Annotated in this window: 16 protein-coding genes; 11 read left to right on the top strand and 5 right to left on the bottom strand. The window is 63.2% G+C overall.

Going from position 1 to position 18,878, the window contains the following annotated elements:
• The first annotated feature begins 6 nt into the window (after positions 1 to 6).
• From mfd to AC1DPX_RS18130, 3 genes are all read left to right on the top strand, one after another.
• Positions 7 to 3,504 carry a transcription-repair coupling factor gene (gene mfd / locus AC1DPX_RS18140; RefSeq protein WP_477238556.1) on the top strand — a complete coding sequence of 1,166 codons (3,498 nt, stop codon included), beginning with the start codon at positions 7 to 9 and terminating at the stop codon, positions 3,502 to 3,504.
• A 135-nt stretch (positions 3,505 to 3,639) separates the two neighbouring features.
• Positions 3,640 to 5,013, top strand: coding sequence for a class II 3-deoxy-7-phosphoheptulonate synthase (locus AC1DPX_RS18135; protein WP_477238554.1), 1,374 nt, complete (start codon positions 3,640 to 3,642; stop codon positions 5,011 to 5,013).
• Between the two features lie 196 nt (positions 5,014 to 5,209).
• Positions 5,210 to 5,779: a DUF4337 domain-containing protein gene (locus tag AC1DPX_RS18130; protein ID WP_477238552.1), complete on the top strand. Its 570-nt coding sequence runs from the start codon at positions 5,210 to 5,212 to the stop codon at positions 5,777 to 5,779.
• 96 nt (positions 5,780 to 5,875) lie between these two features.
• On the opposite strand, the gene AC1DPX_RS18125 is transcribed toward AC1DPX_RS18130, so the two are convergent.
• Positions 5,876 to 6,946 (bottom strand): GGDEF domain-containing protein, encoded by a 1,071-nt coding sequence (locus AC1DPX_RS18125; RefSeq protein WP_477238550.1) that lies wholly within the window; start codon positions 6,944 to 6,946, stop codon positions 5,876 to 5,878.
• Positions 6,947 to 7,363: 417 nt separating this feature from the next.
• Here AC1DPX_RS18125 and AC1DPX_RS18120 point away from each other — a divergent pair, with 417 nt between their 5' ends.
• Together AC1DPX_RS18120 and AC1DPX_RS18115 are read left to right on the top strand one after the other, a co-directional pair.
• Positions 7,364 to 7,780 (top strand): GFA family protein, encoded by a 417-nt coding sequence (locus AC1DPX_RS18120; RefSeq protein WP_477238548.1) that lies wholly within the window; start codon positions 7,364 to 7,366, stop codon positions 7,778 to 7,780.
• A gap of 78 nt (positions 7,781 to 7,858) precedes the next feature.
• The gene (locus tag AC1DPX_RS18115; protein WP_010909685.1) at positions 7,859 to 8,218 is read left to right on the top strand and encodes a diacylglycerol kinase; all 360 of its coding nucleotides are present in this window, start codon (positions 7,859 to 7,861) and stop codon (positions 8,216 to 8,218) included.
• 29 nt (positions 8,219 to 8,247) lie between these two features.
• Here AC1DPX_RS18115 and AC1DPX_RS18110 read toward each other — a convergent pair whose 3' ends face one another.
• The gene (locus AC1DPX_RS18110) at positions 8,248 to 8,835 is read right to left on the bottom strand and encodes a DedA family protein (RefSeq protein WP_477238546.1); all 588 of its coding nucleotides are present in this window, start codon (positions 8,833 to 8,835) and stop codon (positions 8,248 to 8,250) included.
• Positions 8,832 to 9,395 (bottom strand): DUF1003 domain-containing protein, encoded by a 564-nt coding sequence (locus AC1DPX_RS18105; protein WP_202354217.1) that lies wholly within the window; start codon positions 9,393 to 9,395, stop codon positions 8,832 to 8,834. The genes AC1DPX_RS18110 and AC1DPX_RS18105 overlap by 4 nt, the downstream gene beginning before the upstream one ends.
• Positions 9,396 to 9,481: 86 nt before the next feature.
• On the opposite strand from AC1DPX_RS18105, the gene AC1DPX_RS18100 reads away from it, so the two are divergent.
• The 4 genes from AC1DPX_RS18100 to AC1DPX_RS18085 all read left to right on the top strand — a co-directional run bounded on the left by AC1DPX_RS18100 (position 9,482) and on the right by AC1DPX_RS18085 (position 14,654).
• Positions 9,482 to 10,198: a DNA-3-methyladenine glycosylase I gene (locus AC1DPX_RS18100; protein ID WP_477238544.1), complete on the top strand. Its 717-nt coding sequence runs from the start codon at positions 9,482 to 9,484 to the stop codon at positions 10,196 to 10,198.
• A 120-nt stretch (positions 10,199 to 10,318) separates the two neighbouring features.
• Positions 10,319 to 11,995, top strand: coding sequence for an NAD+ synthase (locus AC1DPX_RS18095; RefSeq protein WP_202354219.1), 1,677 nt, complete (start codon positions 10,319 to 10,321; stop codon positions 11,993 to 11,995).
• A gap of 50 nt (positions 11,996 to 12,045) precedes the next feature.
• Positions 12,046 to 12,456 carry a GNAT family N-acetyltransferase gene (locus AC1DPX_RS18090; RefSeq protein WP_202354220.1) on the top strand — a complete coding sequence of 137 codons (411 nt, stop codon included), beginning with the start codon at positions 12,046 to 12,048 and terminating at the stop codon, positions 12,454 to 12,456.
• Positions 12,457 to 12,848: 392 nt separating this feature from the next.
• Positions 12,849 to 14,654 carry an ABC transporter ATP-binding protein gene (locus AC1DPX_RS18085; protein WP_477238542.1) on the top strand — a complete coding sequence of 602 codons (1,806 nt, stop codon included), beginning with the start codon at positions 12,849 to 12,851 and terminating at the stop codon, positions 14,652 to 14,654.
• Positions 14,655 to 14,861: 207 nt separating this feature from the next.
• On the opposite strand, the gene AC1DPX_RS18080 is transcribed toward AC1DPX_RS18085, so the two are convergent.
• A complete protein-coding gene (locus AC1DPX_RS18080; RefSeq protein ID WP_477238540.1) occupies positions 14,862 to 15,314 on the bottom strand; it encodes a hypothetical protein in 453 nt (150 codons plus the stop codon).
• 254 nt (positions 15,315 to 15,568) lie between these two features.
• On the opposite strand from AC1DPX_RS18080, the gene AC1DPX_RS18075 reads away from it, so the two are divergent.
• Both AC1DPX_RS18075 and AC1DPX_RS18070 read left to right on the top strand, forming a co-directional pair.
• On the top strand, positions 15,569 to 16,066 hold the full coding sequence (locus AC1DPX_RS18075) for a hypothetical protein (RefSeq protein ID WP_477238538.1): 498 nt from the start codon (positions 15,569 to 15,571) through the stop codon (positions 16,064 to 16,066).
• 147 nt (positions 16,067 to 16,213) lie between these two features.
• Positions 16,214 to 17,587, top strand: coding sequence for a glutamate--tRNA ligase (locus AC1DPX_RS18070; RefSeq protein WP_477238536.1), 1,374 nt, complete (start codon positions 16,214 to 16,216; stop codon positions 17,585 to 17,587).
• Here AC1DPX_RS18070 and AC1DPX_RS18065 read toward each other — a convergent pair.
• Positions 17,505 to 18,719 carry a DUF2865 domain-containing protein gene (locus AC1DPX_RS18065; RefSeq protein ID WP_477238534.1) on the bottom strand — a complete coding sequence of 405 codons (1,215 nt, stop codon included), beginning with the start codon at positions 18,717 to 18,719 and terminating at the stop codon, positions 17,505 to 17,507. The genes AC1DPX_RS18070 and AC1DPX_RS18065 overlap by 83 nt on opposite strands.
• Positions 18,720 to 18,878 lie beyond the last annotated feature (159 nt).

Below are 18,878 nucleotides of genomic sequence, written 5' to 3'. Positions count from 1 at the left end.
GATTTGATGAGCCTAATTCCCACCATTGGTCTGCCGAAAGGCCGCGCCGGTCAGTTCATCGTCGACGGTGTCGCCGATGGCTACGAGGCCTTTGCGCTGGTGCAGGCCGCGCTTGAGATCGCGCCCGACAAGCCGGTGCTGTTCGTGGCGCGCGACGGCCAGCGTCTGCCTGTTATCATCGAGGCACTGGCCTTTGCCGCGCCCGGCCTGCCGGTGCTGGAACTGCCGGCCTGGGACTGTCTGCCCTACGACCGCGTCTCGCCCGGCTCGGACGCCGCCGCCAAGCGTCTCGATGCGCTGACGGCGATGATCGCGCTGGCGAAGAAGCCGCATCGCGCCGTCATCCTCACCACCGCCAATGCCCTGCTGCAGCGCATTCCGCCGGCCGACCTGGTCGAGGCGCAGACCTTTCATGCCAGGCCCGGCAACCAGATCGACATGAATGCGCTGATCGCGCGGCTGGAGACATCGGGTTTCGAGCGCGTGCCGACGGTGCGCGGCATCGGCGAATTCGCGGTGCGCGGCGGCATTCTCGACCTTTTCGCGCCAGGCTGGACCGAGGCGCTGCGGCTCGACTTCTTCGGCGATACGCTGGAATCGATCCGCGTCTTCGACGCCGCCACTCAGCGCACGACAGGCCAGCGCAAGTCGATGGCGCTGCAGGCGATGAGCGAAGTGGCGCTGACGCCGGAAACCATCAGCCGCTTCCGCCGCTCCTATATCGAAGCCTTCGGCGCGCCGCAGCGCGACGACGGGCTCTATGCGGCGGTCAGCGAAGGCCGGCGCTTCGCCGGCATGGAGCACTGGCTGCCGTTCTTCTATGAGCGGCTGGAGACGGTGTTCGACTATCTGCCGGACACGCCCGTCATCTTCGACCATCTGGCGCATGAGGCTCTGGCCGAGCGCCACACGTTGATCCTCGACCATTACGAGGCGCGCAAAAAGCAGGCCGACGCTGCGCTGAAAGATGCCGTGCCCTACAAGCCGGTGGCGCCGGATCTGCTTTACCTGTCGCCGGAAAACCTGATCGCCTCGCTCGGGCCGCGTGAAGCGATCGACTTCACGCCCTTCGACGCGCCCGATGCCGGCGCGAAAAAGGTCTACCACGCCGGCTCGCGCCATGGCCGCAGCTTCGTCGAGGAGCGCGCCGATCCGAACGTCAACGTCTTCGATGTCGTCGTCAGGCATATCGCCGACGAGCGCGCGGCGCGCCGCCGCATCGTCATCGCCGGTTGGACGGAAGGCTCGCTCGACCGGCTCGGCCAGATTCTCACCGAGCATCATCTCGGCAATCTCAAGCAGGTCGAGACGCTGGCCGAAGCCGAACAACTCGAGCCGGGGCAGGCGGCATTGGCCGTCCTGCCGCTCGAATCCGGCTTCGAGACCGAAAGACTGGTCGTCGTTGCCGAACAGGACATTCTGGGCGACCGGCTGATCCGGCGTTCCAAGCGCAAGAAGCGCGCCTCCGACTTTATTGCGGAGGCCTCTGCGCTTTCAGCCGGCGATATCGTCGTCCACACCGACCATGGCATTGGCCGCTTCATCGGCCTGCGCACCATCGAGGCGGTCGGCGCGCCGCATGACTGCCTGGAAATCCATTATGCCGGCGACGACCGGCTGTTCCTGCCGGTCGAGAACATCGAGCTCCTGTCGCGCTACGGCTCGGATAGCGCCGAGGCGACGCTGGACAAGCTTGGCGGCGGCGCCTGGCAGTCGCGCAAGGCCAAACTCAAGCGGCGCCTGCTCGACATGGCCGGGCAATTGATCCGCATCGCCGCCGAACGGCAGATGCGCGCGGCGCCGGCACTGGTGCCGGCCGAGGGCCTCTATGACGAGTTTGCCGCCCGTTTCCCCTATGAGGAGACCGATGACCAGCAGACGGCGATCGACTCGGTGCGCGACGATCTCGGCGCCGGCAAGCCGATGGACAGGCTGATCTGCGGCGATGTCGGCTTTGGCAAGACCGAAGTGGCGCTGCGCGCCGCCTTCATCGCGGCGATGGAAGGGTTCCAGGTCGCGGTTGTGGTGCCGACGACGCTGTTGTCGCGCCAGCACTTCAAGACCTTTTCGCAGCGTTTTTCCGGCCTGCCGATCCGCGTCGCCCAGGCCTCGCGGCTGGTCGGCGCCAAGGAATTGGCCGAGACGAAGAAGGCGCTGGCCGAGGGGCAGGTCGACATCGTCGTCGGCACCCATGCGCTGCTCGGTTCGTCGATCTCGTTCAAGAATCTCGGCCTGCTGATCATCGACGAAGAGCAGCACTTTGGCGTCAAGCACAAGGAGCGGCTGAAGGATCTGAAGACCGATGTCCACGTGCTGACGCTGTCGGCGACGCCGATCCCGCGCACGCTGCAGCTGGCGCTGACCGGGGTGCGCGAACTGTCGCTGATCGCCACGCCGCCGGTCGACCGCATGGCGGTGCGCACCTTCATCTCGCCCTTCGATCCGCTGGTCATTCGCGAGACGCTGCTGCGCGAGCGCTACCGTGGGGGCCACTCCTTCTATGTGGTTCCGCGCATCAGCGATCTCGCCGAAATCCATGATTTTCTGAAGGAATCCGTCCCGGAGTTAAAGGTAGCGGTTGCCCATGGCCAGATGCCGCCCGGCGAACTCGACGACATCATGAATGCCTTCTATGACGGCCAGTATGATGTGCTTTTGTCGACCACCATCGTCGAATCCGGCCTGGACATTCCGACCGCCAACACGCTGATCATCCATCGCGCCGACATGTTCGGCCTGTCGCAGCTCTACCAGCTGCGCGGCCGCGTCGGCCGCTCCAAGGTGCGCGCCTATGCGCTGTTCACGCTGCCGGCCAACCGCAAGCTCACCGACACCGCCGAGCGGCGGCTGAAGGTGCTGCAATCGCTCGACACGCTGGGCGCGGGCTTCCAGCTCGCCAGCCATGATCTCGACATCCGTGGCGCCGGCAATCTTCTGGGCGAAGAGCAATCCGGCCATATCAAGGAGGTCGGCTTCGAGCTCTACCAGCAGATGCTGGAGGAGGCGGTGGCCGAAGTGAAGGATTCCGGCGAGGTCCAGGATGGCGGCTGGTCGCCGCAGATCGCCGTCGGCACGGCGGTGATGATCCCGGAAAGCTATGTGCCCGACCTGCAGCTCCGGCTGGCGCTCTACCGCCGCCTCGGCGACCTCGAGAACACCGAGGAGATCGACGCTTTCGGCGCCGAGCTGATCGACCGTTTCGGCCCGCTGCCGGACGAGGTCAAGCATCTCCTGAAGATCGTCTTCATCAAGGCGCTCTGCCGCAAGGCCAATGTCGAGAAGCTCGATGCCGGGCCGAAAGGCGTCGTCATCCATTTCCGCAAGCGCGAATTCTCCAACCCGGTCGGCCTGGTCAAGTTCATCGGCGAACAGGGCTCGCTGGCCAAGATCCGGCCGGATCACAGCGTCGTCTTCACTCGCGACTGGCCGACAGCCGAGAAACGGCTGGCTGGCTCGGCCGTGGTCATGACGCAGCTCGCGCGGCTGGTGGAGAAGGCAGCGTAGCCCACCCGACCCATTCGTCAGCGCTGAAATTCCAGTCTAGAATAGGAAATCGGCTTCGTGTATGGAGCCGCCAACCCATATAGGGGCGGAAATGGCGGGCGAGGGTGCTCGCCGGAAAGAGTGTTGGGTGCAGCGATGACGAAATGGTCGCCGAATTCGTGGAGAGCAAAGCCGATAAAGCAGGTTCCTGCCTATCCGGACCTTGCCGCGCTGAAGAACACCGAAGCCCAACTCGCCACCTATCCGCCGCTGGTCTTTGCCGGCGAAGCGCGCAAGCTGAAGAAGCAGCTCGCGGCGGTCGCAAACGGCGACGCTTTCCTGCTCCAGGGCGGCGACTGCGCCGAAAGCTTTGCCGAACATGGCGCCGACAACATCCGCGACTTCTTCCGCGTATTCCTGCAGATGTCGGTCGTGCTGACCTTTGCCGGCGCACAGCCGGTGGTGAAGGTCGGCCGCGTCGCCGGCCAGTTCGCCAAGCCGCGCTCGTCCGACAACGAGACCAAGGGCGAGGTGACGCTGCCGAGCTATCGCGGCGACATCATCAACGGCATCGAGTTCGACCAGAAATCGCGCATCCCCGATCCCGCCCGCCAGGAAATGGCCTATCGCCAGTCGGCCGCGACGCTCAACCTTCTGCGCGCCTTCGCGCAGGGCGGCTATGCCAGCCTGGAGAATGTGCATCGCTGGATGCTCGGCTTCGTCTCCGACAGCCCGCAGGGCGAAAAGTACGAGTCGCTCGCCAACCGCATCACCGAGACGATGGACTTCATGAAGGCTGTCGGCATCACCTCGGAAACCAATTACGCCCTGCGCGAGACCGATTTCTACACCAGCCATGAAGCGCTGCTGCTCGGCTATGAGGAGGCGCTGACCCGCGTCGATTCGACCTCCGGCGACTGGTACGCCACCTCGGGCCACATGATCTGGATCGGCGACCGTACCCGCCAGCCCGACCATGCCCATGTCGAATATTGCCGCGGCATCAAGAACCCGCTCGGCCTGAAATGCGGCCCGTCGCTGACTGCTGACGGCTTGCTGGAACTGATCGACCTGCTCAACCCCGAGAACGAGCCCGGCCGGCTGACGCTGATCGCCCGCTTTGGCTCCGACAAGGTCGCCGACCATCTGCCGAAGCTGGTGCGCGCGGTGCAGAAGGAAGGCCGCAGCGTCGTCTGGTCGTCGGACCCGATGCATGGCAATACGATCGAGGCCGCCGGCTACAAGACACGACCGTTCGACCGCATCCTGAAGGAGGTGCAGACCTTCTTCGAGGTGCACCGCGCCGAAGGCACGCATCCGGGCGGCATCCATGTCGAGATGACCGGCAAGAACGTCACCGAATGCACGGGCGGCGCCCGCGCCATCACTGCGGAGGAATTGCAGGATCGCTACCACACGCATTGCGACCCGCGCCTCAATGCCGACCAGGCGATCGAACTGGCCTTCCTGGTGTCGGATCTCTTGAAGAAAAGCCACCCCGTGCAGCACAAGCAGGTCGCCAACGGCTGAACCTGCCGCTCCCAAATCGACCAACATGCGAAGGCGCCCGAGAAATCCGGCGCCTTTTCTTGTTCCAGCAGGATGTTGTCCAGACGGTCGTCACGTCAAACCTTACGAAAATTTATGCTGACGCGACCTCTGCAAAACCAAGATTGAGGTGAAGGTTCGCGGCCGAACCCAATCATCGCGGGCCAGGATTCGACGAATGGCAATGGAAGACGCTACCCAGGAGCACCTCGAGAACGCCGAGCATGCCGAACATGCCGCGCATGAGGGAAATCCCTTTCTGATCACTGTCTCCGTCACCATAGCTGTGCTGGCGGTTCTCGCCGCGACGGTCGGCAGCTTCGAGTCGCTCGAAACCGCGGAGGCGATCAACGACAAGAGCGAGGCGGCCTATCTCCAGAACAAGGCCAGCGATCAGTGGAGTTTCTTCGAGGCAAAGAGCATCAAGAAGAACAGCTATGAGATCGCGGCGGCGATGGGTGGCCCCGGAACCGACCAATTCCAGGCAGCCGCGAAGCGCAATGAGGCCGATGGCGCGGACATCCAGGCCAAGGCGACCGAATTTGAAAAGCAGGTCGATGAAAAGCTGCGCGATAGCGACGTGCGCGAACACCGTCACCATGCCCTTACGTTTGCGGTGACGCTCTTGCACATCTCGATCGCCGTCGCGACGCTCTCCATCATCACCCGTGGCAGGCGCTGGCCGTGGATCGGCTCGCTGGCGCTAGGCGCCGTGGGCGTGATCGCGGCCGGCTTCGCCTATGTCTGATTAGGCCCGTGTCAATATCTGATCGAGACGGCACCCAGTCGGGCATTGCCATCCAATTGGAAATTGGCGTGCATTGCCGGTGAACGGCGACCAGCGTCAGTCCTTCTTGTAGAGCAGCCAGCTCTTGCCGGCGCGGCCGGCCATCGTCGAATGCTTGGTGACGCGGTTGCGGCCACTCACTTTCGAACGGTAGAGCGCTCGGTCGGCCTTGGTGTAGAGATCCTCAGGGCCTTCGGCCTCGGATGCCATGCAGATGCCCATCGAGACGGTCACGGTGCCGTAATTCATGCCGGTCTGGCTGCTGGTGAACGGCGTCTGCTCGATCAGGGCGCGAATGCGCTCGGCGACATCGTAGGTGGCGTCTTCGCTGGCGCCTTCGATGATCAGCGCGAATTCCTCGCCGCCGGTGCGGGCGACGAACATGTCGCCGCGAATGCTGGTCTGGAAAATCTCGGCGATGATCTGGATGATCTTGTCGCCGACAGGATGGCCGTAGCGATCGTTGATATCCTTGAACCGGTCGATGTCGGCAAGGATCAAGGCATTGAACAGGATACCCTTGTTGCTGTTATAGATCCGGGTGATTTCCTTGTCGAAGGCGCGGCGGTTCCAGATCTGAGTCAACGGATCCGTATCGGCCAGCCGCTTGTATTCCTCGAGCTTCGACTTGACGCTTTCGAGCTCGGCCGTCTTGTCGCTGAGCGTCGAAGCGATCTGCTTGCCGTGATCGATCGTGGAATTGGTGGCAACGGCCATGGCGTTGGCGATTTTCTGCAGAAAATCCTGGGAGAGCAGGCTGCGGCCGCTCAGGCCGTTCGATGTCTCGTCGAGAATCCTGCCGTATTTTTCGATGTGGCTGCGTTCGCTCCGCAACAGCGCCGCGACCTCCTCGAGTTCCCTGGCAATGACGTCCCTGGCATGCTCGACGATGCCCGGGCCGTGGTTCTGCGCAAAGAAGGCGCGCCCGATCTTATCCAGCTCATCCTGCGTCGGCCGGCTGCTAAGCGACACGACGGCGAGACTGAGCTCGCGATTGGTGCCGCTCAATGCCTCGTAGAAGATCTCGTAGTTGCGCGGCAGGCCGAGGACGCCAAGCTGGCGCATGGTCGTGACAACCGTGGCTGCGATGTCGGTGCTTCGTTCGGTTGTGGCTACTGCCGGCTGCATCTCTGATCCACTCTTCCCCTCGGATCCCGGCGCGGAATTTTCGCGGGTTCCATTGATCGCCGAGCTGGGGAGCGCGACCGATAGTCCAGAACATCTTGCGAAGAGACGCGTCCCCACCCGCGACCTTCGCTTGATGGGACCATAAATGCAGTGGCGCTAAAGTTTCCTTAATTCGCACGACTTCCACAGGTTTTCTCTACCTGTGGCTGTAGTAGCGCAATTTTTTGTACCACCCTTGCGCGATAACATCCGGTTTTGCCGAATTTGATTTCCAAATCCGCGTGTTGTGCTGATGGAAATGAGACTGAATTTGGAATTTTGTCACGCCAATCGATGTCGCATTTGCTTGCGCGCAACCACCGCAAAGCTGGAATCCTGGCAGCGAAGCTGGGCGAGGTTTCTCCAAGGAGTGCCGAAATGAGCGATAGTCACCAGGGATCATGCCTGTGCGGAGCGGTCCGCTTCCGGACAAGGGGAGCGCTGCGCGGCGTCGTCTACTGTCATTGCTCGCAATGCAGGAAGCAAAGCGGGCATTTCTATGCCGCGACCAATGTCGCCGACGCCGACATCGTGGTCGAAGGCGCGGAAAGCATCACCTGGTATGAGGCGTCGGCTTTCGCCAGGCGCGGTTTCTGCAAGGCATGCGGGTCCGTGCTTTTCTGGAAGCCAAGGGCGCAAGACTATATTTCGGTCATGGCGGGAGCGTTCGACAAGCCGACGGGCCTCAAGGGCGACTGTCATATCTTCGTCGGCGACAAGGGCGACTATTATTCGATCGACGACGGGCTGCCGCAGTTTGAAAAGTCGACGCCCTCGATAGCGGTCGCTGAATGAATTTTGGACGAGACACCTTATTCCCTTGATCGGGCCGTTGCTTTATCTCGTGCCGGTAATCGGGAAAGAGGTTTGGGCATGCAGCGGCTGATCGACGCTTTTTTCAATTCGGTGCGGGCGTTTCGAAAGCTGGCCGCCAGCGAGAAGGCTTTCCAGCAAGAACTGATGCTGCTGGTGCTCGCTCTGCCCGCGGCGTGGTTCGTTTCGGTGTCCTGGCGTGGTTATGCCTTGCTGATCGGCGCGGTGCTGCTGCTGATCATGGTCGAGGTGCTGAACACCGGCATCGAGGCGGCCTGCGATGCCTTCAGCCGGGAGTTCAATGTCGACATCCAGCTGGCCAAGGACTGCGGCTCGCTGGCGGTGCTGATCTCGGTTGTCATCGTCGCCGGCGTCTGGGGCATCGCGCTCATCGAGCGGATCACCGGCTTTCCGATCTGACCTCCTGAACGACCAGGACACCGACTGCATCACTGCTCCCGACGACGCTCCCGCTTGGCGACGTGGCGGGCGACAAACCAGGCAAGCACGGCCACGGTGAGGCCAATGCCGAGCCCGATGAACAGCCGCTCGTGGCGCATCAGCGCCTGGCCGACGAAATGCTCGGCGCCCAGTCCGAAGACATAACCGATCGTGCTGAACAGCACCGCCCAGATCACCGATGAGATGGCGTTGAGAATGACGAAGCGGGGCGCTGCTATGGTCGACAGGCCTGCGGCGATGCCGCCGACAAGGCGCATGCCGTAGACATAGCGGTTCGACAGCACGAAGATGTTGGGATGGGTATTGAGCAGACGGTAGGCGCGGCGGAATCCTGGGCGCCTGCGCAGCCTGACGACATGGCGGTTGTCGGCGAAACTTCTGCCCAGGATGAAGAAGCAGGTGTCGCCGAGGAAGGCGCCGAGCGCCGCCGCCACAATCGCATGCCACAGCACGAAAACATTCTGGTGGGCGAAGAATCCGCCGAGGATGGCGGCACTTTCGCCTTCGGCGACACAGCCGAGAAAGACGGCAAGCAACCCATATTGTTCGATGAAATGATGGATCGCGTCGGTCATGAGGCCGACTGCTGCTGCGCCAGCCTCTCGTCGATGCGTTTGACCACTTCCGCCAGCCGCATGATCTCTTCGCGCATGCCGATGATCTGGCTGTGGCGCAGCTCATCGAGTTTTTCGTGCAGCGCCATGATCTCGATCTCGGCCTTCAGATTGACCTCGTAATCGTGGGCGGCGTCGATGCGGTCGCGTTCGGTCTGGCGGTTCTGCGCCATCATGATCACCGGCGCCTGCAAGGCGGCGACCATAGACAGCACGAGGTTGAGGAAGATGAACGGGTAGGGGTCGAAGGCATCGCGCGTCAAAAGCCAGACATTGCCGGCGGTCCAGACGATCAGGAAAGCGATGAAGCCCAGGATGAAGGACCAGGAGCCGCCGATGCGGGCGATCGTATCGGCAAGCCGGTCGCCAAAGGTCTGGTGGAAGGCGACCGCCTTGTTGGTGTCGCGAGAGATCGTGGTGCGTTCGAGCGCCGATTGCAGCACCCGGCTTTCCAACTGGCTGAGGCCGTCCGGCCGTCGCTTGAGCCAGCGGTTCGCCATATCGTCGATTGTCTTGTACATGGCCGTCTCCGTCGTCAGTGGAGATAGACGTAGAGGCTGCCGGCTCTCGCGGGAAGTGTTACATTCACGCCAATAGCGAGGGAGCCATGGCCGATTTCCAGAAAATTCGCCTGCGCGCGGCAAAACGCAAGGGCGGCGAAGGGGAGCTTGCAACGCTGCTCGGGCCCGTGCCCGACAATGCCGCGGTCGCCGACATTCCGGACGATCGCATTCTCTCGACCATGGCCGAGCGGGTCTTTGCCGCCRGTTTCGTCTGGCGCGTCATCGAACAGAAATGGCCGGGTTTCGAGGAGGCGTTTCTGCGCTTCGAGCCGAAGCGGCTGTTGTTCCAGCCTGACGATTTCTGGCACGATCTGGCTTCCGATCAGCGCATTGTGCGCAACCCGCAGAAAATCAAATCCGTGCGCGACAACGCCGCTTTCGTCGAACGGGTGTCGAAGGAGCACGGCGGCTTCGGTGAATTCCTCGCCAACTGGCCTGCCGACGACCAGGTCGGGCTGATGGCCTATCTCGGCAAGCATGGCAGCCGGCTGGGCGGCAATACAGGCCAGTATTTCCTGCGCTGGCTGGGCTGGGATGCCTTCGTCATTTCGGGCGACATGGCGGCGGCATTGCGGGACGCCGGTCTCGACATTGCCGAAAGCCCGACTTCGAAGAAGGATCTCGACAAGATCCAGACCGAGATCAATCAATGGGTGGCGGACACGAGGCTGCCGCGCCGGCACATTTCGCGCATCCTGGCCATGTCGATCGGCGAGAACCATTCTCCGCAGTCGCTGCGCGAATATATGGGCGACGACTAAGCGATCCGACACGACTGACCGTGTCAATCGGTCCGACACGATTGATTGTATCAATCGGTCAGGGGTTGGTCCAAGCGAACGCCATTGCGAGGCGAATTTTGCCGCGCTAAGTCAGCGGGCATGACCAAGAAGCCCGACATACTGCGCATCGCGATCGCCCAACTCAACCCGACCGTCGGCGATGTCGCCGGCAACCTCGCCAAAGCCCGTGAGGCGAGGGCGGATGCCGCGCGCCAGGGCGCCGATCTCGTGCTCTACACCGAGCTCTTCCTTGCCGGTTACCCGCCGGAAGATCTGGTGCTGAAACCGGCCTTCCTGAAGGCCTGCGAAAAGGCGGCGCAGGAGTTTGCCGCCGATACATCGGATGGCGGCCCCGGCTTCATCATCGGCACGCCGCTGAAGCGCAAGAGCGGCACGCACAATTCGATCATCGTTGCCGATGGCGGCAAGATCATCGCCGAGCGCTACAAGCTCGACCTGCCGAACTATGGCGAGTTTGACGAGAAGCGCGTCTTCCAGGCTGGACCCGAGATCCAGGGACCTGTCAATTTCCGTGGCGTGCGCATCGGCATTCCGATTTGCGAGGATATCTGGGGCGATGTCGGCATTTGCGAATCGCTGGCGGAAAGCGGGGCGGAAATCCTGCTGGTGCCCAACGGCTCGCCATATTATCGCGCCAAGATCGATGTCCGCCACCAGGTCGTCATTCGCCAGGTCATCGAATGCGGCCTGCCGATCACCTATGCCAACCAGCTCGGCGGCCAGGATGAACTGATCTTCGACGGCGCATCCTTTGCCATCGGCGCCGACAAGACATTGGCTTTCCAGATGAGCCAGTTCGAGGAAGCGGTCGACGTCATCACATGGAAGCGCGGGGAGGACGGCTGGGTCTGCTCTGAAGGGCCGATGTCGAAGATCCCCGAGCGGGAGGAGGCCGACTACCGCGCCTGCATGCTGGGCCTGCGCGACTACGTCAACAAGAACGGCTTCAAGAATGTCGTGCTCGGCCTGTCGGGCGGCATCGATTCGGCGATTTGCGCCGCCCTTGCCGTAGACGCGCTCGGCGAAGAGCGGCTGCGCGCCGTGATGATGCCTTACCGCTATACGTCGAAGGATTCGCTCAAGGACGCCGAGGATTGCGCCCGCGCGCTCGGCTGCCGCTATGACATCGTGCCGATCTTCGAGCCGGTCGAAGGTTTCCTGCATGCGCTGACGCAGCTCTTCGAAGGCACCAAGGAAGGCATCACCGAGGAAAACCTGCAGAGCCGGGCACGCGGCACCATCCTGATGGCGATCTCCAACAAGTTCGGCTCGATGGTGGTAACGACCGGCAACAAGAGCGAGATGTCGGTCGGCTATGCGACGCTCTATGGCGACATGAATGGCGGCTTCAACCCGATCAAGGACCTCTACAAGATGCAGGTCTATGCGTTGTCGCGCTGGCGCAACAGCCATGTGCCGCCGGGCGCGCTCGGGCCGTCGGGCGAGGTCATCCCGAAGAACATCATCGACAAGGCGCCGTCGGCGGAGTTGCGCGAGAACCAGACGGACCAGGATTCGCTGCCGCCCTACCCGGTGCTGGACGATATTCTCGAATGCCTGGTCGAGAACGAGATGGGCGTCGACGACATCGTTGCGCGCGGCCATGACCGGGCGACGGTGACGCGCGTCGAGCATCTGCTCTACATCGCCGAATACAAGCGCCGGCAGGCGGCACCGGGGGTGAAGATCACCCGCAAGAATTTCGGCCGCGACCGCCGCTATCCCATCACCAACCGCTTCAGGGATCGTGGATAAGCGTTCGTCCGTTGGCGCAAACACGCGAAAACACGGGGTGGGGATACAGCATGCCGGACTGCGAGATCAGCTTCGACCTCGCGCGGATCGATTTTCGCGCGACCTCAGACCTTTTGATGGCGAGCTATTGGGGCGCTGGGCGCAGCGATGCGTTTCATCGCCGGGCCTTTGCCAATTCGTTCTGCGCCGCCGCCTATATGGATGGCAAACAGGTTGGTTTCGGCAGGGCGATCACCGACCGCGCGGTCTTTGCCTATCTCGCCGACATCATCATCTGGCCTGAGTACCGCGGGCAGGGCATTGGCCAGCGGCTGGTGCAGGCACTCATCGATCATCCCGAGCTCGGCACGGTCTCGCATTGGAGCCTGTCGACCGGTGATGCGCATGGGGTCTACGAAAAGCTGGGCTTCAAGGCATCGACGGACGGCCGATACATGCGCCTGGACCGCACGCCACAGTGACTGGGACGCGGCGGAAGCCGTCATCGCCGTTGTTGCAAAATCATCGCACTGGTTGGACCAGATACGCTTTTGGGCAAGGCTTGTCTTGGCGATGCATCAGAGCGTCTCTATAAGGACCGCTCCGCGATTCATTTGCGGGAGGTCCGAATGGCAGTATTTGAAATGGTAATGCGAGGCCGCGAAGCCTAGGTCTCTACCGGCGCTCCGCGAAGGTTCGTCCTTTGCGCCGGAGCCGGATTGAGCACAGGCTTATGCCGATGCCGGTCGCCGCCCGACTACGGGCGTGACGCCAAAATATGCCATTCCGCTTCTGGGCACTCATTGGCCCCTTGCGCGGCTTCTTCAATTTTCGACCTTACTGGGATCGGGCTCGTTTGCGCCCGAATGACATCATGGCTCGTTTCAAGATCGATTTGCGCGCGAGCGCCTTTCGCAGCGTTCTTGGTTTCACGTTCACCCATTGGCGGCGCCAGCCCTGGCGGCTTTCGCTGATCATGGGTGGTTTCCTGCTGTCGACACTGGCCGACGTGCTGACGCCGCTCTATTCAGGCCGGCTGGTCGACGCCGTCGCCAGCAGCGCCGGTGCGGACGCCATTGCCTGGAATGCCGCGATGACGGCGTTCTTCATCCTCATGGCGCTTGCCCTGACCGGCGTGGTGCTGCGCAACCTGGCGTTCATGGGCATTGTCGAACTGACGCTGAAGATGATGGCCGACATCGCCGCCGATGCCTTCCATCGCGTCCAACGCTTTTCCACCGACTGGCACGCCAACAGTTTTGCCGGCTCGACCGTGCGCAAGGTGACGCGCGGCATGTGGGCGCTCGACCTGCTCAACGACACCATCCTGATCGCGCTGCTGCCGTCGGTGGTGATGCTCGTCGGCTCGACGCTGCTGCTCGGCTGGTTCTGGCCACTGATGGGGGTAGTCGTCGCTGCCGGCTCGGTGCTGTTCATCATGGTGACGGCGCTGCTGTCGCTTGGCTATGTCGCGCCGGCGGCAAGGCTCGCCAACACCTGGGACACGCGGCTTGGCGGTTCGCTCGCCGACGCGGTGAGCTGCAATGCCGTGGTCAAGGGCTTCGGCGCCGAAGAGCGTGAAGAGCGCCGCCTTGCCAGGGTGGTCGCCAAATGGCGGGCGCGCACACGGCGCACCTGGGTGCGCGGCACCGTCAACGGCACCACGCAAGGGGTGCTGCTGCTGGTTATGCGCGCCGCCGTCATCGGCCTGTCGCTGCTCTTGTGGTCATGGGGGCAGGCGAGCGCCGGCGATGTCGCCTTCGTGCTCACCTCGTTCTTCGTGCTGCAGGGCTATCTCAGGGATATCGGCACGCATATCCGCAATTTGCAGCGTTCGATCAACGACATGGAGGAGTTGGTCGATTTCCAGTCCGAACTGCTCGGCATCGAGGACCGGCCCGGCGCCAGGCCGATCCGGATCACGCAAGGGGCGATCAGCTTCGACAAGGTCACCTTCCACTACGGCAATCACCGGTCGCCGCTCTATCGCGACTTTTCGGTCGATATCGCGCCGGGTGAACGCGTCGGGCTCGTCGGTCACTCCGGCTCGGGCAAGACGACTTTCGTCAAGCTCATCCAGCGGCTCTATGACGTCAATGCGGGCAAGATCCTGATCGACGGCCAGGATATCTCTGAGGTGGCGCAGGCTTCGCTACGCGGGCAGATCGCGATCGTCCAGCAAGAGCCGATCCTGTTCCATCGCTCGCTGGCCGAAAACATCGCCTATGCCAGGCCGAACGCGACGCAGGAGGAGATCGAGCATGCCGCCAGGCTGGCGAGCGCGCACGACTTCATCACCAGCCTGCCGAAGGGCTATGGCACGCTGGTCGGCGAACGTGGCGTGAAATTGTCGGGCGGCGAGCGGCAGCGCGTGGCGATTGCGCGCGCCTTCCTGGCCGATGCACGCATCCTGATCCTGGACGAGGCGACGTCGAGCCTCGATTCTGAATCGGAAGTGCTGATCCAGCAGGCGATGGAGCGGCTGATGGTCGGCCGCACGACACTGGTCATCGCCCACCGGCTGTCGACGGTGCGGGCGCTCGACAGGCTGCTGGTCTTCGACCGCGGCAACATTGTCGAGGAAGGCTCGCATGACGAACTGATCCGGCTGAAGGGCGGTATCTACCGCCGCCTGTTCGAGCGTCAGGCACTCGAACTGACCAAGGGACTGGTCATCTGACCTGAGATGGCCTCCAGCTTAGGCCGGAGGCCGTCTCCACCCGGTGCTATCAGCTGGAGTGACTTGCGCGGCATGCTCCTGGCATCCCGGCAGTTTAGACGTTGTTTATGATGCCCGGGCACAACACGTCTTTTCTACCGCTGGTTGCCGCATATTTACGCAAAAGCAACCCAGGCGGCGTAAGCCCATATCCTGCGATCAGATTGGTCAGCGCTGGATTTCCGCTTCACGATGCATCTTGCTTCCGAAGATACCGGTGTGGAAAGGGTGGCTGCGCCGTCGGTGCAGGCGGCGCACCACGGCACGGTTCGGCCACTCGCAGCCGACGATCTCGAGCGCGTCGCAGCACTCTTCCTGACGAAGTTTCGCCGGCGGCGGCGCCACCTTCACGATCGCGCCATCGTGGAGGTGGCCGAATATATGAGGAAGATCTATCTCGACCCTGCCGGCCAACCCGGCGCCAGCAACGCTCTTGTCCAGATCAACCCGCAGGGCGATCTGGGCGGGTTCCTCGGTGTCCTGAAAGCCCGCTACGAGCTCAACGGAGCGGTTCTGAATGCGGCGATCATCGGTCCGCTGATGGCCGACACTGGCACCGATCACGGCTCGGCCGGACCGCAATTGCTGCGTGCCGTGCATCAGGGCGAATTCGATCTGCACCTGACCGATTCGGCCAACCGGGTATCCCTGGCCTTCGCACGCCCGATGAATACCAGCTCCTGCCGGTGCATTGTCTGGGATGGACCCGCATTTTCCGCCCGGCCGCGGTGGCTTCCGCCGCGATGCGCGCCAGATGGCCGGGCCTGCCTCGTTTCGCACTCGATCCTTGCGCCAGGGCATTCGACGCCTTTGCGAGAAAAAGGTTCGAGCCGCCCGTCGAGCATTCCTCGTCACACCGGATCCATCGCCAACCGATGGATGCCGCGCAGTTTGCGGAGCGGCTGCCGACCCTCCTGTCCGATTACGCCCTTCGGCCGCGCTGGCAGGATGGTGAACTGCCACGGCTGCTCGCGCTGGCGGCCGAGAAGCGGGCCGACGGCCCTCTTCATTTCGGCGGGACTTTCGACGAAGCTGGTAAAATGCTCGGTTGCTACGCTTTCTACGGTCAGGCCGGCGGCATCGCCAACCTGTTGCAGATCCAGTCTTCCGGACCTCACTGGGGTGCGACGCTGGATGGCTTGATCGCGGACGCGTGGACTATGGGCTGCGCAGGCATCATCGGGCAGACGCAGAGCAGGTTCATGCCGCAGCTCTTCAGCTACAAGAATGTTTTCTTCCGCTATGCCGGGGGAACGATGGTGCGCTCGCGCATCCCAGAGGTCGCGCAAGCGGTCCGTTCCGGCGACATCTTCATCGGTGGATTGGTGGGCGACCGCTGGACCCGCCTCAGCTCCGACGATTTCGGCCGCTGATGGCTTTCAACCAGCTGTTATGATCGCATAAGGGACATTCGCCTCGCATGGCCTTAGTCTTTTCATCGCGCGCATCATGTTCTATGTCTGCGGCACGGTGCGGGGGCGCATCTTGTCAATCACAAAGGCATCCGGTACGCCCCGCTCATGACAGTTACCGTTCGTTTCGCCCCGTCACCGACCGGCCGCATCCATATCGGCAATGCGCGCACCGCTCTGTTCAACTGGCTGTTTGCGCTCAACAACAAGGGCCGCTTCATCCAGCGCTTCGACGATACCGACATCGGCCGCTCGAAGCAGGAATTCGCCGACGCCATCCTCTACGACCTGCATTGGCTGGGCATTTTCCCGGATGCCACCGAATATCAGTCGCGGCGCTTCGAGGTCTATGACGCCGCGGTCGAGCGGCTGAAGGCGGCGGGCGTTCTCTACGCCTGCTACGAAACGCCGGAAGAACTCGATCTGCGACGCAAGGTGCGGCGCACGCGCGGCCTGCCGCCGGTCTATGGCCGCGAGGCCCTGGCACTGACCCATGAGCAGGTGGCCGAATACCAGGCCGATGGCCGGCGGCCGCACTGGCGCTTCCTGCTGCCCAATTTCACTGGGGATCCGCTGCAGCCGGAGCGCACCGAGGTCCAGTGGAGCGATCTGGTGCGCGGCGAGGAGACCGTCGATCTCGCGTCGCTCTCGGATCCAGTGCTGGTGCGCGAGGACGGCACCTATCTCTATACGCTGCCATCCGTCGTGGACGACATCGAGATGGGCGTCAGCCATGTCATCCGCGGCGACGACCATGTCACCAACACCGGCGTGCAGATCGCGCTGTTCAAGGCGCTGGGCGCCGAGCCGCCTGTCTTCGGCCACCACAATCTTCTGACCACCGTTTCGGGCGAGGGGCTGTCGAAGCGCACCGGCGCACTCTCCATCGAAAGCCTGCGCGAGGATGGTATCGAGCCGATGGCCGTCGCGTCGCTCGCCGTTCTGGTCGGCACCTCGGAGAATGTCGCGGCCGCGCATGACCTCACCGAACTCGCCGGCCATTTCGACCCGGCAGCGACCTCGAAATCATCGGCCAAGTTCGACCCGGACGAACTGTTCGTGCTCAACCGCGTGCTGATGCACCATATGCCGTTCGACGAGGCGCGCGACAGGCTGATGGTGCTGGGCATCTCGGGCGAGCAGGCCGAGCCGTTCTGGCTGGCGGTGCGCGGCAATCTCGACCGGCTCGCCGACGCGGTGGGCTGGTGGCGCATCCTGCGCGAGGGGCCGCAGGACAGGCCGGAGTTCTCCGAGGATGACCGTGACTTCCTCGGACAGGCCTTCGAAGTCCTGCCCGAAGAGCCCTGGAACGGCACGGTCTGGAAGGAATGGACCGGCAAGATCAGGGAAGCGACAGGGCGCAAGGGCAAGGGGCTGTTCATGCCGCTGAGGCTTGCCCTTACCGGACTGCCTTCGGGGCCGGAGCTTGCAGATCTATTGCCGCTGATGGGTCGGGAAGGAACGTTGGCCCGACGACCCTGACCTTGCGCTGCTCCGGCGGCAGTGCGGATACGGGCGACGTCACCGGCTTGGCGGAAAGCCGCTTGACGGCCTCGCGGTCGAGCCCGCCGTCCCTGTTAGCCAGGGTTTCCGGGTCGGCGCCCGGATCGGGCTTGGAGGCCGGCATTGGAACGACCGGTGCCGCGTCCGTCTCCGGCTGCGACTGCTGCGGAGGGGGCGGGTTGCCGCCAATGATCTGGAAGTTCTGCGCGGCATTGCAGCCACAGGCCGGCGGCCGCGACATGTTGGACTGCTTGTAGAGATAGGCGGTCGGCAGTTCGCTGTAGGGCCTGCCGGTGACCGATGACGTCATCGAGGCCGAATCGTCGTCCATGCCGCGCGAATAGAAGACCTGCATTTCGGTGCCGGGGCAGCTCGATTCGCAATTCTTCTGGTCACGCTCGAAATCGCCGGCCGTGGCGGCATTCGACATCGGGAAGAAATAGCCGTCGCAGGTGCGCACGCAGGTGGTGTGGAACTCGCCGCCCGTGCCCGCAAAGTCCGGAATGCCGGGCAGGTTCAGGACGCGGCTGACATTGCGTTCCTCGCCGGTATCGTCCGGCTGGTCAAGCGTGTCGCTCGGCTGGCCGCCTCCACCGAAAAGCTGGTCGAACAGGTTGGCGTTGCCGTCTTCTTCTCCACGGTCGGCTTCCTGCAGCGGCGCGCGGCGCGGCGCAACCGCGTCGTCCCGGCAGCCATTGGCGTCGAGCGCGGCCAGGATGCGGCCGCGGTCGCGACGCGAGCCGCCGCCGCCGCCGCCGGCGAGCTGGGCGCGCTTGGCCTGGAGATTGTCGAGATTGGCGCTCATGCGGTCGATGGTGGCGTTGAGCCCGGCGCATCGATTGATGTTGCGGGAAAACAGCGAAAACCCGCAACCGGCATTGTCCGCCTGGCTGCGGGCCTTGGAGATCTGTTCGCGCTGCCGGTCGATCGCGGCATCGTATTTGCGGATCATTGCCGGACCACCGCCGCCGCCACGCGAAGCCGCGGCGAGATCGGCCTCCAACTGACGGCAAACCCGCGAGGCGGCCTGTGGTTCGGTGAAAGTGGCGCCAGACAGCAGCAGGCCAAGCAGCATGGCAGCATGCGCCCGCTTCAACCCTCCGCTTGTCATCCGCCTCAATCCCGCTGGCCTGTGTCCGCCAAGCTACCCCGTTGCCGGTTAATCGTCTATTTCGGATGCGATCCGGCGGCTGGCCGAAAGCCCTTTGGTCGCGGCAGCGGCGGCTTCAATCGGCAGAAGAGCGACGGGAGCACGGCAGACCGCTTCACC

It is taken from the genome of Mesorhizobium sp. 01N446 (assembly GCF_056399285.1).
Note: the sequence above shows the minus strand (reverse complement) of the source record. Positions and strands in the feature narration are given on the sequence as shown.

Coding starts and splice junctions, on each gene's coding strand:
- AC1DPX_RS18130 (WP_477238552.1), top strand. CDS start 5,210: ATGGCAATGGAAGACGCTACCCAGGAGCACCTCGAGAACGCCGAGCAT.
- AC1DPX_RS18085 (WP_477238542.1), top strand. CDS start 12,849: ATGGCTCGTTTCAAGATCGATTTGCGCGCGAGCGCCTTTCGCAGCGTT.
- AC1DPX_RS18070 (WP_477238536.1), top strand. CDS start 16,214: ATGACAGTTACCGTTCGTTTCGCCCCGTCACCGACCGGCCGCATCCAT.
- AC1DPX_RS18120 (WP_477238548.1), top strand. CDS start 7,364: ATGAGCGATAGTCACCAGGGATCATGCCTGTGCGGAGCGGTCCGCTTC.
- AC1DPX_RS18110 (WP_477238546.1), bottom strand. CDS start 8,835: ATGACCGACGCGATCCATCATTTCATCGAACAATATGGGTTGCTTGCC.
- AC1DPX_RS18095 (WP_202354219.1), top strand. CDS start 10,319: ATGACCAAGAAGCCCGACATACTGCGCATCGCGATCGCCCAACTCAAC.
- AC1DPX_RS18090 (WP_202354220.1), top strand. CDS start 12,046: ATGCCGGACTGCGAGATCAGCTTCGACCTCGCGCGGATCGATTTTCGC.
- AC1DPX_RS18065 (WP_477238534.1), bottom strand. CDS start 18,719: ATGACAAGCGGAGGGTTGAAGCGGGCGCATGCTGCCATGCTGCTTGGC.
- AC1DPX_RS18105 (WP_202354217.1), bottom strand. CDS start 9,395: ATGTACAAGACAATCGACGATATGGCGAACCGCTGGCTCAAGCGACGG.
- AC1DPX_RS18135 (WP_477238554.1), top strand. CDS start 3,640: ATGACGAAATGGTCGCCGAATTCGTGGAGAGCAAAGCCGATAAAGCAG.
- AC1DPX_RS18075 (WP_477238538.1), top strand. CDS start 15,569: ATGGATGCCGCGCAGTTTGCGGAGCGGCTGCCGACCCTCCTGTCCGAT.
- mfd (WP_477238556.1), top strand. CDS start 7: ATGAGCCTAATTCCCACCATTGGTCTGCCGAAAGGCCGCGCCGGTCAG.
- AC1DPX_RS18125 (WP_477238550.1), bottom strand. CDS start 6,946: ATGCAGCCGGCAGTAGCCACAACCGAACGAAGCACCGACATCGCAGCC.
- AC1DPX_RS18115 (WP_010909685.1), top strand. CDS start 7,859: ATGCAGCGGCTGATCGACGCTTTTTTCAATTCGGTGCGGGCGTTTCGA.